The 18,287-nt window shown below is 39.8% G+C and carries 17 protein-coding genes; 11 read left to right on the top strand and 6 right to left on the bottom strand.

Annotated features, from left to right (window positions below):
• The first annotated feature begins 56 nt into the window (after positions 1 to 56).
• A complete protein-coding gene (locus tag FTT98_RS13550; RefSeq protein WP_180041574.1) occupies positions 57 to 626 on the top strand; it encodes a 1-acyl-sn-glycerol-3-phosphate acyltransferase in 570 nt (189 codons plus the stop codon).
• Positions 627 to 926: 300 nt separating this feature from the next.
• On the top strand, positions 927 to 1,679 hold the full coding sequence (locus FTT98_RS13545) for a YebC/PmpR family DNA-binding transcriptional regulator (protein WP_078189042.1): 753 nt from the start codon (positions 927 to 929) through the stop codon (positions 1,677 to 1,679).
• 89 nt (positions 1,680 to 1,768) lie between these two features.
• Here FTT98_RS13545 and FTT98_RS13540 read toward each other — a convergent pair whose 3' ends face one another.
• A complete protein-coding gene (locus tag FTT98_RS13540) occupies positions 1,769 to 2,239 on the bottom strand; it encodes an Lrp/AsnC family transcriptional regulator (protein WP_067763303.1) in 471 nt (156 codons plus the stop codon).
• A 484-nt stretch (positions 2,240 to 2,723) separates the two neighbouring features.
• Between FTT98_RS13540 and FTT98_RS13535 the strand changes: the two genes are divergently transcribed.
• The gene (locus FTT98_RS13535; RefSeq protein ID WP_180041575.1) at positions 2,724 to 4,052 is read left to right on the top strand and encodes a hypothetical protein; all 1,329 of its coding nucleotides are present in this window, start codon (positions 2,724 to 2,726) and stop codon (positions 4,050 to 4,052) included.
• A gap of 84 nt (positions 4,053 to 4,136) precedes the next feature.
• On the opposite strand, the gene FTT98_RS13530 is transcribed toward FTT98_RS13535, so the two are convergent.
• Complete coding sequence (locus FTT98_RS13530) at positions 4,137 to 4,901, bottom strand: glutathione S-transferase family protein (RefSeq protein WP_168379640.1); 765 nt, start codon at positions 4,899 to 4,901, stop codon at positions 4,137 to 4,139.
• Between the two features lie 269 nt (positions 4,902 to 5,170).
• Between FTT98_RS13530 and ychF the strand changes: the two genes are divergently transcribed.
• Both ychF and FTT98_RS13520 read left to right on the top strand, forming a co-directional pair.
• Positions 5,171 to 6,262 carry a redox-regulated ATPase YchF gene (ychF, locus tag FTT98_RS13525; protein WP_078189045.1) on the top strand — a complete coding sequence of 364 codons (1,092 nt, stop codon included), beginning with the start codon at positions 5,171 to 5,173 and terminating at the stop codon, positions 6,260 to 6,262.
• Between the two features lie 273 nt (positions 6,263 to 6,535).
• Entirely contained in the window at positions 6,536 to 6,928 is a 393-nt protein-coding gene (locus tag FTT98_RS13520; RefSeq protein ID WP_257220777.1) for a hypothetical protein, read from the top strand.
• Between the two features lie 65 nt (positions 6,929 to 6,993).
• Here the strand turns inward: FTT98_RS13520 and FTT98_RS13515 are convergent, their stop codons facing one another.
• Entirely contained in the window at positions 6,994 to 7,533 is a 540-nt protein-coding gene (locus tag FTT98_RS13515) for a DUF962 domain-containing protein (RefSeq protein ID WP_180041576.1), read from the bottom strand.
• 100 nt (positions 7,534 to 7,633) lie between these two features.
• On the opposite strand from FTT98_RS13515, the gene FTT98_RS13510 reads away from it, so the two are divergent.
• Positions 7,634 to 8,341: a Crp/Fnr family transcriptional regulator gene (locus FTT98_RS13510; protein WP_180041577.1), complete on the top strand. Its 708-nt coding sequence runs from the start codon at positions 7,634 to 7,636 to the stop codon at positions 8,339 to 8,341.
• Positions 8,342 to 8,437: 96 nt separating this feature from the next.
• Here FTT98_RS13510 and FTT98_RS13505 read toward each other — a convergent pair whose 3' ends face one another.
• Together FTT98_RS13505 and FTT98_RS13500 are read right to left on the bottom strand one after the other, a co-directional pair.
• Positions 8,438 to 8,596, bottom strand: a complete 159-nt coding sequence (locus FTT98_RS13505) for a hypothetical protein (protein ID WP_180133541.1) — start codon at positions 8,594 to 8,596, stop codon at positions 8,438 to 8,440.
• A 435-nt stretch (positions 8,597 to 9,031) separates the two neighbouring features.
• Positions 9,032 to 9,511, bottom strand: a complete 480-nt coding sequence (locus tag FTT98_RS13500) for a hypothetical protein (RefSeq protein ID WP_168379645.1) — start codon at positions 9,509 to 9,511, stop codon at positions 9,032 to 9,034.
• Between the two features lie 103 nt (positions 9,512 to 9,614).
• Here FTT98_RS13500 and FTT98_RS13495 point away from each other — a divergent pair, with 103 nt between their 5' ends.
• The 5 genes from FTT98_RS13495 (at position 9,615) to dapC (ending at position 16,716) form a co-directional block, all read left to right on the top strand.
• Positions 9,615 to 10,367 (top strand): AzlC family ABC transporter permease, encoded by a 753-nt coding sequence (locus FTT98_RS13495; RefSeq protein WP_078194362.1) that lies wholly within the window; start codon positions 9,615 to 9,617, stop codon positions 10,365 to 10,367.
• Positions 10,364 to 10,711, top strand: coding sequence for an L-valine transporter subunit YgaH (gene ygaH, locus FTT98_RS13490; RefSeq protein ID WP_078189050.1), 348 nt, complete (start codon positions 10,364 to 10,366; stop codon positions 10,709 to 10,711). The genes FTT98_RS13495 and ygaH overlap by 4 nt, the downstream gene beginning before the upstream one ends.
• A 900-nt stretch (positions 10,712 to 11,611) precedes the next feature.
• On the top strand, positions 11,612 to 12,826 hold the full coding sequence (purT, locus tag FTT98_RS13485) for a formate-dependent phosphoribosylglycinamide formyltransferase (RefSeq protein WP_180041578.1): 1,215 nt from the start codon (positions 11,612 to 11,614) through the stop codon (positions 12,824 to 12,826).
• A gap of 29 nt (positions 12,827 to 12,855) precedes the next feature.
• Positions 12,856 to 15,522 (top strand): [protein-PII] uridylyltransferase, encoded by a 2,667-nt coding sequence (glnD, locus tag FTT98_RS13480; protein WP_180041579.1) that lies wholly within the window; start codon positions 12,856 to 12,858, stop codon positions 15,520 to 15,522.
• Between the two features lie 24 nt (positions 15,523 to 15,546).
• Positions 15,547 to 16,716, top strand: coding sequence for a succinyldiaminopimelate transaminase (gene dapC / locus FTT98_RS13475; protein WP_180041580.1), 1,170 nt, complete (start codon positions 15,547 to 15,549; stop codon positions 16,714 to 16,716).
• Between the two features lie 141 nt (positions 16,717 to 16,857).
• Here dapC and FTT98_RS13470 read toward each other — a convergent pair whose 3' ends face one another.
• Positions 16,858 to 18,180 carry a TonB-dependent siderophore receptor gene (locus FTT98_RS13470; protein ID WP_257220780.1) on the bottom strand — a complete coding sequence of 441 codons (1,323 nt, stop codon included), beginning with the start codon at positions 18,178 to 18,180 and terminating at the stop codon, positions 16,858 to 16,860.
• Positions 18,181 to 18,287 lie beyond the last annotated feature (107 nt).

Here is an 18,287-nt window from a genome sequence, read left to right as displayed (position 1 = left end):
CTCATGATCCAAACAAGCAGAAATTACACCTTTTTAAAATCACCGTATCACCGACTATGTTGAAAAAGTTTATTGGCGAATCTGCATTTAAATTGGCAGGCTGGAAATACCACGTAGAACCTGATGTTTTAGAAAATAAACAAGTGATCGTCGGCTTTGAACACACCTCAATGATGGATGCTGTTCTTTCACTGGCCCTTTGCCAAATTTACGACATTAAAATTCACACGCTGATTAAAAAAGAACTCTTTAAAGGTCCATTTAAACCTGTTCTTGAATTGATTGGCGGTATTCCTGTAGACCGTAAAGCCAATAAAGACATCGTGACTCAAATGGTTGAGCATTTTGAAGCCAATGAAAAATTTAATTTAGTCATTGCTCCAGAAGCGACCCGTGCAGAACGTGGTGAAGCACGAAAACCGATTCGTACAGGCTTTTGGTATATCGCTAAAGCAGCAGGTGTGCCGATTGTATTAATGTATGCCAACTCGAAAACCAAACAAGGTGGTATTTTCGGTAAGATTTACCCGACTGAGCTCGATCACGATTTAGCCTTAATCAAGCAGCTCTATAAAGATAAAGTAGGTTTAGACATCGTGATCCCTGAACCTAAAAATAAAGACTAAGCGCCATTCACGTTTTAACGAAATACGTATTTAAAGATATAAATGTCACGTGCTCCATGCATTGTACATTTATATCTTCCTTTTATAACAAGATCGAACTTCCCCTTTCAGCCCGATTCTCATCATAAGAAAAATTACAGTACGAGCGTTTTGACATTTCTTATTATTTTCTCAAATTTGGATATTTTTTTTTCAACTACTCAATTCCTGAAATCCAGTACTTTCACACAAAAAAGCCATTATGGTAGAATTTGCTCAATTTGATAGGCATAAGGCCAATCTACAAGGAGCATATTTCGCATGGCGGGTCATTCCAAGTGGGCTAATACTAAGCATCGTAAAGCAAAACAAGATGCGAGCCGCGCTAAAGTATTCACAAAATTTATCCGTGAAATCGTGACAGCTGCACGTTTAGGCGGCGGTGATGTAGCGTCTAACCCACGTTTACGTGCTGTTGTTGAAAAAGCATTAGTTGCAAACATGACACGTGACACCATTAACCGTGCAATCCAACGTGGTGTCGGCGGTGAAGAAAATGCTGATCTAAAAGAAGTCACTTACGAAGGTTATGGCGTTGGTGGTGTTGCTGTCATCATTGAAACAATGACTGACAACTTGAACCGTACTGTTCCTGACGTTCGTCACTGTTTCTCTAAAACTGATGGTAATTTAGGTACTGCAGGTTCAGTGGCTTATATGTTTACCAAACGTGGTGAGATTACTTTTGAAGATGTTTCTTTAGAAGATCAAATCATGGACATCGCTTTAGAAGCGGGTGCTGAAGACATCGAAGTGGACGAAGAAGAAATTTTAGTTATCACTACACCGGAAACTTTCGGTGAAGTTCAGGATGCGCTAGCAGCAGCAGGTTTAAAATCTGATAACGCCGAAGTGGTGATGAACCCTTCAACTAAAGCGTTAATTTCAGATATCGAACAAGCGAAAAAAATCATCAAAATGATTGATATGTTTGAAGATCTTGACGACGTTCAAAACGTATATACCAACGTTGAATTCACCGATGAAGTAATGGCTGAGTTAGAAGCTCTATAATTCAATCGAGTGAAGTATAAAACGCACCCTTCGGTGCGTTTTTTATTGCCTAGCTTTCAACTGTTTGAGTTTATATATGAGGGCTGCATTTAAACCTTATTTAATAAGCCATTACAGTTAAAAACATTATATTGTTTAATTACAAAGCTCGAATGTAATGCAACTACGTGTTCAATTTTACCAATGCGCTTGAGTAAAATTTCACTATAGTTTTCCATATCCCGTGCAACGACTTCCACAATAAAATCGGCAGACTGCCCTGTCACTAAAAATGCATTAATGACTTCTGGGATACTTTCTAATTCTTCTAAAAATTTAGCAAAGGTGTCTGTATCATGCTTACTCAAAGACACCTGCAGCAGCACATGCAAACTAAAGCCCAATTTTTGATAATTAATTTCACGTTTTAGACCACTGATAATATTGTGATCAATCAATTGTTTGATCCGACGATGAACTGAACTGACCGATAAATTCACCCGCTCAGACAGTTCATTTAAATTGACATCTTCATGGGTCAAAATTTCTAAAATTTGTTTATCAAAACGGTCTAGTTCCATCAGTCTACTCCAGCCATTTTTGAAAACAGTGCTGATGAACCCGATTCATCAAACGCCTGTTGTCATTTTCAATGTTATTTTAAGTTTTAAAATCAGCATTTATGTGCAAGTTTTCTCATGTATAGCATGATTTATTAAAAATAATAAAGCTCATACGCATTATGAACATAATAATTTGCATAAATATCGTGTTTAAATGAATGTTTTTTCACCAAAGCTTAGTTTTTATATTCTAAATGTCGTCTTTAGACAACCTACCAATAAAGCTTCTCAATGCATTCCATTGATCTGAATAAATCAATTTCAGATAAAAGGAAAATATATTTTATTTTATATTTTTCAATTTTTTATTTTTACTATATTTTTCAATGTGAGCTCTATTTCACATTTTGCTTTTTTTCACTTATTTACTAGATTTGGTAATTACTTTAAAAAATAGCGGCTGTTCATAAATATATAAAAAAACAAAAACGGAAGAATAAACATGGCAATTAAATCACTGAGTTCACTCAGCTCAAAATTAAGTTCTGTACTTAGTCCATCCCTACAGCTCAGTACAATTAGCAGCACGGTCAGCAACCTACTTAGCCCGCTTAAACCTACAACCAACATCACGGATACGCTGACAGGATTATTAGGTAATTTAGGTGGCACAAAGTCTTTTGATTTTAGCGCACTGACTAAATCGCTTCCCCAAGTGATTAGCACGATTCAAAGTCTAACATCCAATAACGGTTCAAATTCGGATGCACTCAAGACATTGATGACAACTCTGCAACCACTCCTACAAAACTTAGGTAGCAACGCTGGCTCAACAGAGATGAATCAGTTGGTTCAATCTTTACCTACCATTGTCAACAGCTTGCAAAGTTTACTGAGTAGCACCAATAATCAAGGCAATCTTCCTGACAATATCAGCACCGCTCTAAATGCCATCAAACCATTGCTCGCAATGCTTGAAAGTGCAACTGGGTCAACGGATTCAACGCAAATTATCAATACACTCAGCCAAGTTTTAGAATATGTGCAACCCATTATTCAGATGATTGGGAGCTCGTCTTCTGGAAACATCGACTTTGGGCAAATTGCACAAGGTGCAACGAGTGCCCTCCTACCTTTATTAGCTTCAATCAATAAAGACAACTCATCTATTGATATGGAACAATTGAGTCATGCTTTACCGACTGTGATTGGAAGTGTGACCAATCTAGTGACCGCCATTTCATCAGCCAACCAAGGCAATATCCCTGAGACCATTTCAGGGGTGATCAAAGGACTTAATCCGCTATTAGATTTACTGGCAAAAAGTGATGTCATCGATACGAATCAGGCGCAAACCGTCAAAGCGATTTATGATGTATTAAATAGCGTGAGCACCATTTTGGATGTGGTCAACAATCCATCCTTACTGAAGCTTTCAACTGATTTAAATCAAGTGATTGATTCGTTGAAACCAGTCATTGCTCTGATGGACAGCAATGGTGAAGCGACGCAGTTCCTCGATCAACTGACCATTCCAAATATTGGCGATTTACTTGGCAATCTTGCTCCTGAAAAAATTGATCTTGGTTCTATCACGGATCAGTTCAACCAATTGACTGAAAACCTCACGGGCCAATTACCGAATATTAATGACCTATTGGAAAATTTAGGTTCTGCTCAAGGTGATTTTGATATCTCCACCATCATCCCAAGTATTAAAGATGCGATAGGAAATATCTTCTACCCAGTTATGCCGCTGAATACTTTACAAGCCGATAGTATCAGTCCAGTGCTGAATATTTTGGATATTCAACAACAAAGCTATATTTAAGGATTGAAAGTCTTATAAAAAAAAAAGCGCGCCATTAGGCGCGCTTTTTTTAAGCAGTATGACGCAAAGTTTTATATAAAGGGCTTATACACCACGCCAATCTACCCGTGCATTCCGTTCTGTTTGGTATATGCGTTGTACATATTGACCTAAAGGCAAATCGCTCAAATAGGCTTTATAAGCTTTGAACTCTTCTGACAAGGTTTCGCCATGCTCTTTTTCCCACGGCGTTCCGACAACCTCTAATAACGGCGCTAACATTGAACACACCGCAATATCGGCTAAACCTAATCGGTCGCCCACAAAATAACGCCCACCTTGTTCAATCAGACGTTGATTTAAATCAACCACAATTTCATCCAGTCGCTCACGTGAAGCCGCAACCTTATCTGTATCTAATTGATAACCCTTAGAAACCAGTGCCTTTATAATCGGTTTTGAATATTTTTCAAACTGACGTAAATAGCCTTTTTCACCAATTAAAATATCAAGTGATTCTTCACTTTCATTTAATACATGTGCCAACCCCCAACGGCGCACATGTTGGCCTAACTCAATGGAGAGTTCATTAATTTCTAAAGCGTCTTCACGCAGTTTGACATCTGGACGGATCAGACTATGTTCGGGGTAGGTCGCATCCAAGTAAAAGGCGATTTGAGTTGAATCTGCAACCCAATGATCTTGATCACGTAAAATCGGTAATTTGTTTTGCCCTGTTTTAAGCTGTGCAAATGCACGATGCACACCCGGCATTAAATTATGAGCCACATAATCCAACTCTTTGTGATCGAGTAACCAGCGCGCCTTTTCACAAAAATGTGAGAGTGGAAACTGGTAGAGAGTTCGCATAAATGCTCCAAGTTTTTGTTGTAACTGTAGTTTATAAAACCCAGTAATTTTATAGGGATACTTTAGTCACTGTGTTATTGAAACACAATGTCATTTTTGCACCTATTCTGCATCTGTAGTGCAACTCAAGCATTATTCAGACGTGAATTCATCTCTATCTCTGCGCGATTCAATAAGATATACATTCTCCTGCCCATATCACCTGACTTTATTATGGCTTTCATGTAAAATCATCCACAATTTTTTTATAATACTTTGTGAGTTATTTCATGGGTTTTAACTGTGGTATTGTCGGCCTGCCGAACGTTGGTAAATCAACGCTTTTCAACGCATTAACCAAAGCTGCGATTGCTGCTGAAAACTTCCCATTCTGTACAATTGAGCCAAATACTGGGATTGTACCTGTACCTGACCCACGTATGGATAAACTTGCTGAAATTGTAAACCCACAACGTGTTGTCCCAACCACGATGGAATTTGTGGATATCGCAGGTCTCGTTGCTGGTGCATCTAAAGGTGAAGGCCTTGGTAACCAATTCTTAGCCAACATTCGTGAAACTGATGCTATTGCACATGTTGTACGTTGTTTTGAAGACGAGAATGTCATTCACGTAAATGGCAAAATTGATCCACTTGACGATATCGCAACAATCAACACTGAACTTGCACTTGCTGACTTAGAAGCTGTTTCTAAAGCAATTACACGTCTAGCAAAATCTGCAAAAGGTGGCGATAAAGAAGCGATTGCGACCAAAGCTGTTTTAGACAAAATCTTACCTTTACTGGATGAAGGTAAACCTGCGCGTGCAGCTGACCTTGATGAAGATGAACGTAAATTGGTGCGTGGTTATGGCTTCTTAACCCTTAAACCAACCATGTATATTGCCAACGTTGCAGAAGATGGTTTCGAAAATAACCCTCACTTAGAAGCAGTGCAAAAATTAGCTGCTGAAGAAAATGCAATTGTGGTTCCCCTTTGCAACCAAATCGAAGCAGAAATTTCATTACTTGAAGATGAAGATCGTGCTGAATTCCTTGAAGCTTTAGGCATGGAAGAACCTGGTCTAAACGTAGTTATTCGTGCAGGTTATGGCTTACTTGGTCTTCAAACATACTTCACAGCTGGTGTACAAGAAGTTCGTGCTTGGACAGTAAAAATTGGTGCAACTGCACCTCAAGCTGCAGGTGTGATTCACACTGACTTCGAAAAAGGCTTTATTCGTGCTGAATGTGTTGCCTACAACGACTTCGTTCAATACAACGGTGAAGCCGGCGCTAAAGAAGCAGGTAAATGGCGTTTAGAAGGTAAAACATACATCGTTCAAGATGGCGATGTTTTACACTTCCGTTTTAACGTATAAGACAGTACTCATAAGAAGCCAGCAATTTGCTGGCTTTTTTAATTTCAGGCAAAAGCTCAAGCCAAAAAATAAGCATATTTAAAAACTTAAAACCTACTTAAAAACAAAATTATATCGACACGAATACATGATTTGGTTGCCGAGTCACCACAGTGCAACGACTTAAATCGCTACCGTTCTGCTATAAATTTACTCATAGGCACTAATGTCTATTTTCATAGAACAATAGCAATGAAAAAAATCAGCACAATTCTAACAGCAGGTATCTTTACAATGCTTAGTGCAACTGCGTTTGCATGTCCACAAGGCACCACACTTACAGGTGGTACAGGTGCAAACCATAAAGGTGGTACTTGTGTTTCTATTGCTAAAGATGCAAAACATCAGGAACGTACTGCTACACATGCAGCACAAGTTGCGCAGCATGATGCAAAAGTCGCTCGACACGATGCAAAACAAGCCAGCCAATTGGCTCAGAGCAAAGTGAAACATAATCAAAAATTAGCAAAACATGATGCAGCTCAAGCACAGCATCTTGCAACACAAGCAAAATCAGAAGCTAAAACTTCAACCCATGCTGCCAAAGCTGCAAATACTGACGCAAAAGCAAAAATCGCTGCACAAAAGGTCGCAGCGGAACAACATAAAGCAGCTGTTAAATCCTAAACAGTTGAGAATCAATACATCGCGCAAAAAAAGCCGGAATTATCCGGCTTTTTTATTCAACTCATTTATGGTTGAGCAATATGTAATGCTTTTGCATCCATCTCTGCACGCTGTCTTCTTGCTTCTGTCAGCATGCGTTGTTCAAGCTCTTTACGAAAGCCTAGTAGAAACACAAACTCTGCTAGGACAAATAAAGGCCCTATTGCCAAGCCAATGACATCATCCATAAACGCAGGCTTTTTCTTTTCATAATAATGACCGATAAATTGAATGATCCAACCCACTACAAAGATCCCCACACTCCAGATCAACCATGACATAAGGCTCATTTTTGCGATCATTAAAGCTAAGGGATATGTGATTGCAAACACCAAAAGCATAATCAAACCGAAAATTTTATCTAAACTCAGGTAATAAATGACACTGGCAATAATCAACAACAATGCAAGGGTCAGTTCAAAACCTGAAATCATCAGCCCTGCTCGTGCGGTTAGACACATAATCGAAAATACAATAAGCGGAATACCCACAAAATGTGTCAGCACATTTTTTCGATCCAAATGATATGCTGCATATTGGCTTAGCAGCTTTTCAAGTTTGCTCATCAACTTACTCCTTGTTCATTCACTCATTTCACTATATAAAAAATGCATCAATAAAGTTGTCAGCTAATAGACAAGTTGGACCATAAAATAAGGATATGCTGTGCTGGACGCTCAATATGTGCATCAACTCACTAAAAATGTGTGGTATTCAGGCTTAAATGTTTCCTTCCAAGACTTTATCTACCACCATGCCCTGACCTTAACTTTCGAAAAAGACGCACGTGTTTTTTTATCAGGACAGCGTTTTAATGGTATGTATGCGGTCTTAGAAGGCGCAGTTCGCTTAGGCTATATTGATATTCATGGCAAAGAAGCGATTGCCGCCATAGCTGAGCCGATTATGTGGTTTGGCGAAATATCCTTGGTTGACCAATTACCTCGCTCTCACGATGCCATCTGTACTAAAAAGTCCACCTTATTACACTTACCGGCTCAAGCAATCCAGCAATTATTACAACAACATCCTGAGTTTTGGTTTCATATTGCCCAGCTCACCAGTCAAAAGCTTCGCTATGCCTTTATGGAACTCATTGCCTTACAAACGCAAAGTTTAAGTCAACGTCTCGCACAGCGTCTGCTGTTTATCTTGAATGGATATGGAAATCATTTGGAAATTGAACAACACACCATACATATCTCGCAGGAACAACTCGCGCAACTGATGAATTGCTCAAGACAATCAGTCAATCAGGAGCTTCAGCAGTTGGAAAAAATACAGGTGCTTCGTGTTGCGTTTAAACAAATTGAAGTTTTAGATCTAGCGCAGTTACATCAGATTGCTCATGCACTTCCTATGCATGATGTCTGACATTTGTGATTTAAATAAGTGCATTTAATTGCACCAGAATGATTCTTTATGGTTATTTTGCTTTTATTTGTAGCACTTTACTTTATTAAGTTTTGATCAAGACAATAATTGGCAAACATTTACACTGTCAAAACCATTTGTACATGCTGCAACTTCTTGAGTTGATGCTTCTGATTTGTCTTCAGTCGCTGCTTGTACATTGACTGCTGTAGTCAAAACAGCCAAAACCGACAACATCATTAATGTTTTTTTCATCTTAATCACCTATTCAACGTCTTTAATTTAATTTACATACTTCATCTTTTACGCAGTTATTTTTACACACTTTATCAAATAATGATAATTTTAATTTTTTACCACATTATCCATACTTTGTATTATTAATATATTAAAAATATTAATCAAAAAGAAAGCCCGGCAACTGGCGTTCTAAAATGGAGTGTTTTTTATCAATGAATCTTTATAAAAAAATAATTATGTACTTAATAATCAATGCTTTATCTATTTAAATTCAAAAAATAAACATGTAAATTTGAAACTAAGCTCAACGCAAAGACAGCAGTCTGATTTATTTTTTATATGAAATAGCGATGCTTTTAGGAGGATTTTCCAATCCTCTCTTATAGATTTATTCTTGTTTTTTGATATTTTCCCAAAAAAAAGCAGTGAAACTTCACTGCTTTGATCAAGTTAAACGCCTACTTTTTTCGGATCGGTATTTCCGAGTTCAGGGTTTTCAATCGCACCTTTGCATTGATTTTTATCACGCTCATAATCTGCTTGCTTTTGTGCAACAGTCGAACTCTGATCAATACTTTCACGTGCCCAAATTTCCAGACTTGTTAAAGCCTTACGACACAGTGCATATTTACCTTCAGTCACAGAATCGGTCATTTTGACATTGATCCGCCATTCCGTACTCAATTTACGCGCTGGAACACGAACTTTCTCTTCCATCTGATCGACTTGCTTTGTATAAACAATCGGATCGACTTCATTGATAAACGCCCAAGCTTTGGCAGCATACTCCGTTGCATCATTGGTTAATTTGGGTGCTGCTTTAATTTCAACTTGAGCTTGTTCAGCTCCATCATTACCACAGGCCTGCAACAACACCGTGCTGCTCAATAATGAAACAATCAGTATCCCACGCATCTTCAACCTCTGCATATCCGGCTCATTTCAGCAAACATATTCGGCAATATGCTAGTGAATTCGAGTACAATACTCAATCATCATTTGACCTGTTGTTCAACTCTTTCAAAGGTGTGTCGTGTCTGAGCACAAACTTCCTACAGTTCAGCCTGCGGGTTTTTGGCAAGGTGCTAAAGATAGTCAAGCCATTATCTTTACCTATCTTCCTGTTTCTTTTGCATTTGGGGTTTCTGCGACTCAATTTGGTTTCACTGCGTGGGAAGCCTTATTTTTATCTTGCTCTATGTATGCAGGTGCCAGTCAATTTCTCGTCGTTGCGTTACTGGGAAGTGGAACATCTATTTGGATGACTGCTCTTACTGTAATTGCCCTCGATATCCGCCATTTACTCTATGGTCCTGCCTTACAAAACCTGATTCAAGACCGACTCAACTTAAAAAAGACTGCAGTGTGGGCTTGGGGTTTAACCGACGAAGTTTTTGCATCAGGTATGATCAAACTGTCGCAACGTCGTCAAGAATGGTCAGAATCTTGGATGCTAGGACTCAGCTTATTTAGTTGGCTGTCATGGGCAACCGGCTCATTTTTAGGCGGTTTATTTGCCGATCAAGTCAGCAACCTTCCACAATTTTTACAAGCTGCACTCGATTTCCTACTGCCTGCATTGTTTTTAAGCTTTTTACTCGCAGCATTTGAGAAAAAACATACATTTGTGGTCACGGTTACAATTATTGTTTCTGCGATTGCCTGCTACTTTATCGACTTGTCTGCCGCGATTTTTATCGGTATTTCTTCTGGTATTTTTGCCGGTTTATTCAAACATTATGTCTTAAAAAAACCTGATCCTGAACATATGGGTGAAGCATCATGAATCTAGAAATTATCTTGGTCGGGATCTTGGTCGGAATTGCGAATTTTGCATCACGGTTTGGGCCATTTTTTGTAATTCAGAAATTTCAGCAAGGTTCACAGCAGCGTGGTTCTTTATGGCTCAAAATCGCTTTGGGCTCGATTGGTATCGCTGCAATTAGTTCGATGTTGGTGGTTGCAACCTTACCGCCTCTGCTTGAAACCCCAAATAAAAGCTTTGCCATGTTAGTTGGATTTGCTGTGCTTGCAGGCTTGTATTTCAAGTTTAAGAAAATTGTACCTGCTACGCTGACTGCGGCACTGACTTATGGCTTAGTCTATACCTATATACCTTTTCATCTCTAAAGCTGAGTCAGCGACAATCCAAATCCCCCTCAAGTACAAGCTTCTTCAGCCTGTGCTTTTTAATTAGCAATATTTATGAGATAGTCAACGCATAACATAAAAAATCTAGCGAAAACCAATAGATGGCAAAGTTCCATTTTATTCAAGGCAAAATTTATATCATTCTAGACAACCATCTGAATTAAGCTGGGGACTGCAAAAACCCATCGAAAGCGTATATTTTCAATGCTTCATTCAAAGCCAGCTGTTCAGTGGTAATTTCTGCGCTGTACATTGCCAACCAGCAGATCAGATCCGCGCCATTTATATAGAGAAAAATCAGCAACAAAAGATTGTGGGCTTATATAACTGCACACAGCAGATTCTGCTCTTACATCCACGTCGCCTGATGTTTTCACACATATCGATGCCTCGTCTGTTCAGCAATTTTCTGCAGCTGGCGGGTTTTTTATTGATTTTTCTATTGTGCATTTTTAGCCTCAGTTCATGGCTCAATTCATCATTTCACATTCTATCGGTAGTTGCAGACGCACTCTATTTCACTGCCATTTTAATTGGCTTAATATTGATTTTATGCATATGTGTCGCACCACTGCTCGGATTGCTGTACTAGCCCAATTTCCGCCAAACATCTATACAGCTTTGTGCGCTTCAATGTGCAAATTTGGATATTGAGCCATTCCCTGCATCTGTAAAAAATGCAGGTATATTTAAAGTAAATTTAAATAAAAAACAAATAAATACCACTTTTTAAAGATTTTCACAGGTAAATAATTAGACGAACGCTTACCCATAAATATATAAAAAAAATTGTTGGACAATATCATTTATTTATGTGAACACTCGCTTATCTCTCGAACAAGTTCTGCTATGCTTAAATTCCCATAAAATCAAGCATGGATGATTTACATGAGCGTCACTATTGGTACTCCACTTCAGTCTTCAGCGTATAAAGTCTTACTGTTAGGTTCTGGTGAACTCGGTAAAGAAGTTGTGATTTCATTGCAACGTTTGGGTGTAGAAGTTCATGCTGCCGATCGTTATGACCATGCTCCTGCCATGCAAGTTGCACATTTTTCTCATACTTTAAATATGGCAGATCCTGAGGCACTTAAAGCTTTAATTTCTCAAGTGAAGCCTCATTTGATTGTTCCTGAAATTGAAGCTATTGCGACTCAAGTTTTGGTCGAGATTGAAGAACAAAAGATTGCCACTGTCATTCCTTCTGCAAAAGCTGTCAACCTAACAATGAATCGTGAAGGGATTCGCCGTCTAGCTGCCGAAGAGCTTGGACTCCCGACTTCAGCCTACCGATTTGCCAATACCCTTGAAGCGTTCCGTGCAGCATGCGATGACATTGGCTATCCAAACTTTGTTAAACCTGTCATGTCGTCTTCGGGTAAAGGACAGTCACGTGTAAAAAGCTTTGATGAAGTCGATGCTGCTTGGGAATATGCACAAACAGGTGGACGTGTAAATCAAGGCACCGTGATCGTGGAATCACAAATTGACTTTGACTTTGAAATCACCCTGCTGACTGTTCGAGCTAAAAATGCAGAAACAGGTGAAATTGAAACATCATTTTGCGACCCAATTGGCCACCGCCAAGACTCTGGTGACTATGTTGAAAGTTGGCAGCCACAACTTATGACTGCTCTTGCATTAGAGGAAGCCAAGCGTATTGCCAATAAAGTAACCATTGCATTAGGTGGATGTGGCATTTTTGGGGTGGAACTGTTTGTCAAAGGCGATAAAGTATGGTTTAGTGAGGTATCACCTCGTCCACACGATACAGGCCTTGTCACTCTTGCATCGCAATTCCAAAGCGAATTCGAACTGCATGCACGTGCCATTCTTGGTCTGCCTGTGAATACTGCTCGACACAGTACTGCTGCGAGCGCAGTCATCTATGCAGGCGTGGATGATACCAATTTATCATTTACTGGCTTAAATCTTGCTTTGGCTAATCCAGACACCGATTTACGCCTCTTTGGTAAACCAGAAGGCTTTAAACGTCGCCGTATGGGCGTAGCAACAGCACGCGCTGAAACCACAGATCACGCGCGTGAACTTGCTCAACATGCTGCACAACAAGTCAGTGTTCAACAAAACTAAGTTTGTAACACCTTAACGGACCACTGTTCATGATCAATACGCTTCCTCTGCTGAATTACATTAAAAGTAACCACGACATTCAGGCGATTAACCAATGGCGCTCAGATGTTGAAAATCAGCTACAGGAATGCTTTGAAAATGGACAGTCGATTCGTGATGTGATTTTGGCGCGATCGAATCTAATCGATGAAGCTTTAAAGTTCTTATGGACACATGCTGAACTCGACCAAACCGATCTCGGTTTGTTTGCTGTAGGTGGCTATGGTCGCCGTGAAATGCTGCCATACTCCGACGTCGATATCATGATTTTGTCTGAGGATGAAATCAGCCCAGAACAAGAAAAACTCATCTCTAGCTTTATTTCCACACTTTGGGATGTTGGTAATTTCAAACCGGGCATCAGTGTGCGTACTATTAATGATTGTGTTGCTCAAGCCACCAATGATTTAACTGTAGCAACAGCTTTGATTGAAGCACGTTTGATTGTGGGCAATGAACACCTAGCCAAATGGCCACGCCGTATCGTGTCACAGACATGGACGGATAAAACCTTCTATGATGCCAAAATGCAAGAGCAAGCCAAACGCTATGCTCAACATAACAATACCGAAAGCAACTTAGAACCCGATATTAAAAATGCGCCCGGCGGTATCCGTGATATCAACCAAATCGGATGGATTGCTAAGCGTCATTTCCGTGTCAATCGCATCTATGACCTTGTACATTTGGGTTTTATTTCAGAGTTTGAACTTGGCGTTCTTGAAGAAACAGAAAGCTTTCTTTGGGAAATTCGTCATCATTTACATCGCTTAACCAAGCGCGACGAAAACCGATTATTGTTTGATTATCAACGTGACATTGCCGCTAAATTTGGCTATCAACGTGAAGAAGGTAAATCACCGAATTATCCAATCGAACAGTTCATGAAACGTTACTACCGTAGCGCTCAGCAAGTGACGACGTTAAATGAAATGCTCTTGGCTTATTTTAATGAATCTGTCATTACGCCACGCTTGCCTGACTATGAACGTAAAATTGAAGAGATCAATGCTAACTTCAAATTAGTCGATGGCAAATTAGCGGTACAGCATCATAAAATTTTCTCTGAAAATCCAAGTGCTATTCTAGAAATTTTCTACCTCTTGGCGAATCGTCCAGAAATTGAAGGGATTCGTGCCCGAACTTTACGTCTATTGTCACTTGCAGCAAAACGTATTGATCAGAACTTCCGTGACAATCCTGCACATCAAGCCTTATTTATGGCGATCATTCGCTCACCCTACCGTTTATACGACACCATGGTGGCGATGAAACGTTATGGCGTGCTCGGCAACTATATTCCTGCCTTTGGGCAAATCATGGGACTCATGCAATATGACTTGTTCCATATTTACACTGTCGATGCCCATACCCTATTACTACTACGTAATTTAAACCGTTTTAAAGAGCCTGAATTTGCTAAGGACTTCCCTGTCGTTAGCTCCGTATTCCAACGACTGGCGCGCCGTGACATTGTTTATTTAGCGGCAATTTTCCATGATATCGCCAAGGGTCGCGGCGGTGACCACAGTGAACTTGGTGCAGCAGATGCAATTAAATTCTGCCGTACCCATGGGTTTACTGAACGTGAATGCAACCTTGTCGCATGGTTGATTCAAAACCATCTATTGATGTCCGTTACTTCTCAGAAAAAAGACATTTCCGATCCAGATGTGGTGAAAGAATTTGCTGAGAAAATGGGCGATATGGAGCATCTCGACTATCTCTACACCTTGACAGTTGCTGATATCAACGCAACCAATCCGACGCTTTGGAATACATGGCGTGCATCACTCATGCGTCAACTGTATACACAAGCACGTGATGTGATTCGTTCAGGTTTAGGTCGTCCTGTAGACTATCCAATGCTGATTGAAGACACTAAATTTGCGGCCAGCGAACTGTTAGTCAATGATTTTGCGCTCTACGATGTAGAAACTGTTTGGCAAGAACTCGGTGATGAATATTTCCTAAAAGAATCTGCCGATGAAATCGCATGGCATACACGCGCCATTTTAAAACATGGCAATAATGCAGAACCATTGGTGATGATGCGAGCACATCGTAAATTTGCACAAGATGCGGTACAGATCTTTATTTACACTCAAGATCAACCTAACTTGTTTGCGACCACAGTGGCAATTATGGACAGAATGAATCTAGACGTTCAAGATGCTCGGATTATCACAGCATCCACTGCATTTAGTTTGGACACCTATGTTGTACTTGACCGTTTTGGCACCTTATTAACAGATCCTGAACGTGAACAAACCGTTATTGAAGCGCTCAAAAAAGCCTTGAGCCAATCTGACAAGTACCCAGGCCTGATGCAACGTCGTATTCCACGTCAACTGCGTCATTTTGATATTGAAAATACCGTGAGTATTTCTTTTAATGAAGCGCTTCAACAAAATATGGTTGAAATTGCGACACTTGACCATCCGGGCTTACTTGCTAAAGTCGGTGGTTTATTTATGATGCAAGGCCTAGATATTCACTCTGCGAAAATTGCGACGCTCGGTGAACGTGCTGAAGATATTTTCTATGTCACTAAAAAAGATGGCTCACCTATGAGCGATTCAGAAGCAGAAACGTTTGCTGCACAATTAAAGTCAGCACTCGATGAAGCTTCGAATCAGGTTTGTAGTCATCATTAACTTAAATTGATCGGTATCCATTCCATGAACTCCAGTTTGTCATTATTGCACCCTTATCCATTTGAAAAGCTAAATAAGCTATTTCAGGATGTGAAACCCGCAGAGTTGCCTTTGATTCCCCTATCGATTGGTGAGCCAAAGCATCCTGCACCGGAGTTTGTGAAACAGGCCATTATTGATAATTTTCAACACTTATCAACTTACCCAAACAGCAAGGGTTTACCTGAGCTTCGCACAAGTATTGCAAATTGGTTAACCCGTCGCTTTAAACTCAATAGCATCAGTGCAGACACCAACGTCCTGCCTGTATCAGGTACACGTGAAGCGATCTTCTCGTTTGTACAAGCTTTGATTAAACGTGAAGATGCCCCATATGTGGTGATGCCAAATCCGTTCTACCAAATCTATGAAGGCGCAACTTTACTTGCGGGTGCAGAACCTTACTTCATTAACTGTACAGAAGAAAATAACTACCTTGGCGACTTTGACGCTGTGCCAGCTGAAGTTTGGGAAAAAACCGCTTTACTGTTTGTCTGCACACCGGGTAATCCTACAGGTGCGGTACTTTCTAAAGAACAGTTTAAAAAACTGATTGCACTGTCTGACCAATATAATTTTGTGATTGCATCTGATGAATGCTACTCAGAGCTTTGGTTTGATGAAGCACCTGTTGGTCTGCTTGAAGTCTGTGCTGAAATGGGCCGTGATGATTATAAGAACTGCGTGGTATTCCACTCACTGTCTAAGCGTTCAAACTTACCGGGTATGCGTTCTGGCTTTGTTGCAGGTGATGCTGCGCTTTTAAAACCTTATTTACAATACCGTACTTATCATGGCGCTGCGATGCCTGTTCAACACCAGTTAGCTTCAATTGCAGCTTGGGATGACGAAGCACACGTCGAAGAAAACCGCGTCCAGTACCGTGCAAAATTTGAATTATTCCAACGCGAACTGGGTCACCTACTACCATTACAAAAACCTGATGCAGGGTTCTACTACTGGTTAAAAGTGGATAATGATGAAAGCTTTGCCAAAATGCTCATGGAAAAAGCACACGTTAAAGTGCTTCCAGGCCGTTATTTATCGCGTGATACTGCACAAGGTAATCCGGGTGAAAACCATGTCCGGTTAGCCCTTGTTGCTGATATTGCCCAATGTGAAGAAGTCATTCGTCGCTTAAAAGCAGTACTTTAATTGATTTAAAGCGTTTTGCTTAAAACAAAAAATGCCCCAAATTTGGGGCATTTTTATTTGAGTCATTTCTTAACAATCATTCAGAGCTAATTATTTAAGGTATTCAATTAGAAACAATCATTAAGAAATCATTGAACACTATTAGAAATCAAATGTTGCACTCAATTTAAATGTTCGAGGTTCGCTTAGTGACAAATATGTATAGTCGTTCACCGATGCTGAAGCCCAATAGTCTTTATCTAAAACATTAGTCACACTAAAATTCAAACTGGTGGGTACACTCTTAATTTGCGTTTTATAGTTTGCACCCAAATCTACACGTGTCCAATCTTTAAGTTTCAATGTGTTGGCATTGTTTGCATAAGTTGAACCCGTATATACAACACGCCCATTTACACTGACATCTTGCTCAATTGGCAGTTTCCAATCCGCTTCGACATTGGCTTGGAACTCCGGCACACCGATCACACGATGTCCATCAAATAAACCTTGGTATGTATCTTTTTGTTCGGTATCAATCCAAGTTACGCCGCCCAATATTTTGATTGAATCTGTTAATTGACCATAGGCATTAAATTCAAGCCCTTGGTGAATATTCGTCGCCTGACTGATTTGTGCAGTCCCTGAGCTATTCACTGAGGCTTTTTGGCGATCTGTATAGAAATAATTCAATGTTCCGCCAATCAAGCCATTTTCATATTTCACGCCCAGTTCTTTTTGTTTCGAGACAAATGGATCGGCAATAAAGTTATTACCTTCACTATCCAAAATCGCTTCGCCTTGAACCAAAGCTTCGATGTAATTGGCATACATAGACCATTCAGGCGTTAATTTATAACTCACGCCTAATGCCGGAGTAAGCTGATTTTTATTAATATTGTATTTATAGGTTCCGTAAGAATATACGTCTTGATCAACTTCTTGATAACGCGCACCAAGCATGAGGGTCAAACGATCATCTAACATCGAAATATTGTCGCCCAAGGCAAAACTTTTCAAGGTACTGACACCTGCTTTTGGATAAGTCCCTTCTACCCCCAACCATTTGTCAATGTTTGAATCTTCGGTGTAAATTGGATCATAAAAATTATCATTCAAACTGGTGGCATAACCATAGCTATAGCGTTTATCTGCACGATATAAAGAACCAGAAGCGACCACTTGATGTTTTAAAGCACTTGTTTCAAATTGAGTTTTCACACCCAGTTCTGCTGAGTGATTACGATCTTTACGTGGAATCATCGATGCAGAAAGTTTTGCCGTTCCTGCTGCAGTATCACTTAATTGTTGACTTGAGTAAACACCGGCTTCTTCTGATTTGCGAAAACCATATGCTGCATAGGCTGTCGTTGCATCGGTTAAGTCATATTCAGCGCGTACACTTCCGAATAAATCTTCTTCGTTTGAATAAGTCCATGCTTGACCATGATAATTAGCATACTGAGATACCGTCTTGGTAGTCAATCAGGTTTTGAGATTATTCGACCAATAAATAATCTCTTTGATAGGCAGTCTGATGTTTTAAAACGCCATAACACAGATGTATAAGCTTGCGCATTGCAGCACCTAAA

The sequence above is a fragment of the Acinetobacter sp. YH12039 genome, from assembly GCF_013420015.1.
Taxonomy (GTDB): Bacteria; Pseudomonadota; Gammaproteobacteria; order Pseudomonadales; family Moraxellaceae; genus Acinetobacter; species Acinetobacter amyesii.
This window is presented reverse-complemented; position numbering and strand designations above follow the sequence as displayed.

What these genes read in the sequence shown, in the direction of transcription:
- FTT98_RS13540 (WP_067763303.1), bottom strand. Translation starts at nt 2,239, where the DNA reads ATGGAACTAGACCGTTTTGATAAACAAATTTTAGAAATTTTGACCCAT.
- FTT98_RS13505 (WP_180133541.1), bottom strand. Translation starts at nt 8,596, where the DNA reads ATGAAAAAAACATTAATGATGTTGTCGGTTTTGGCTGTTTTGACTACA.
- FTT98_RS13530 (WP_168379640.1), bottom strand. Translation starts at nt 4,901, where the DNA reads ATGCGAACTCTCTACCAGTTTCCACTCTCACATTTTTGTGAAAAGGCG.
- FTT98_RS13520 (WP_257220777.1), top strand. Translation starts at nt 6,536, where the DNA reads ATGCTTAGTGCAACTGCGTTTGCATGTCCACAAGGCACCACACTTACA.
- FTT98_RS13550 (WP_180041574.1), top strand. Translation starts at nt 57, where the DNA reads ATGTTGAAAAAGTTTATTGGCGAATCTGCATTTAAATTGGCAGGCTGG.
- ygaH (WP_078189050.1), top strand. Translation starts at nt 10,364, where the DNA reads ATGAATCTAGAAATTATCTTGGTCGGGATCTTGGTCGGAATTGCGAAT.
- FTT98_RS13535 (WP_180041575.1), top strand. Translation starts at nt 2,724, where the DNA reads ATGGCAATTAAATCACTGAGTTCACTCAGCTCAAAATTAAGTTCTGTA.
- dapC (WP_180041580.1), top strand. Translation starts at nt 15,547, where the DNA reads ATGAACTCCAGTTTGTCATTATTGCACCCTTATCCATTTGAAAAGCTA.
- purT (WP_180041578.1), top strand. Translation starts at nt 11,612, where the DNA reads ATGATTTACATGAGCGTCACTATTGGTACTCCACTTCAGTCTTCAGCG.
- ychF (WP_078189045.1), top strand. Translation starts at nt 5,171, where the DNA reads ATGGGTTTTAACTGTGGTATTGTCGGCCTGCCGAACGTTGGTAAATCA.
- glnD (WP_180041579.1), top strand. Translation starts at nt 12,856, where the DNA reads ATGATCAATACGCTTCCTCTGCTGAATTACATTAAAAGTAACCACGAC.
- FTT98_RS13515 (WP_180041576.1), bottom strand. Translation starts at nt 7,533, where the DNA reads ATGAGCAAACTTGAAAAGCTGCTAAGCCAATATGCAGCATATCATTTG.
- FTT98_RS13500 (WP_168379645.1), bottom strand. Translation starts at nt 9,511, where the DNA reads ATGCAGAGGTTGAAGATGCGTGGGATACTGATTGTTTCATTATTGAGC.
- FTT98_RS13545 (WP_078189042.1), top strand. Translation starts at nt 927, where the DNA reads ATGGCGGGTCATTCCAAGTGGGCTAATACTAAGCATCGTAAAGCAAAA.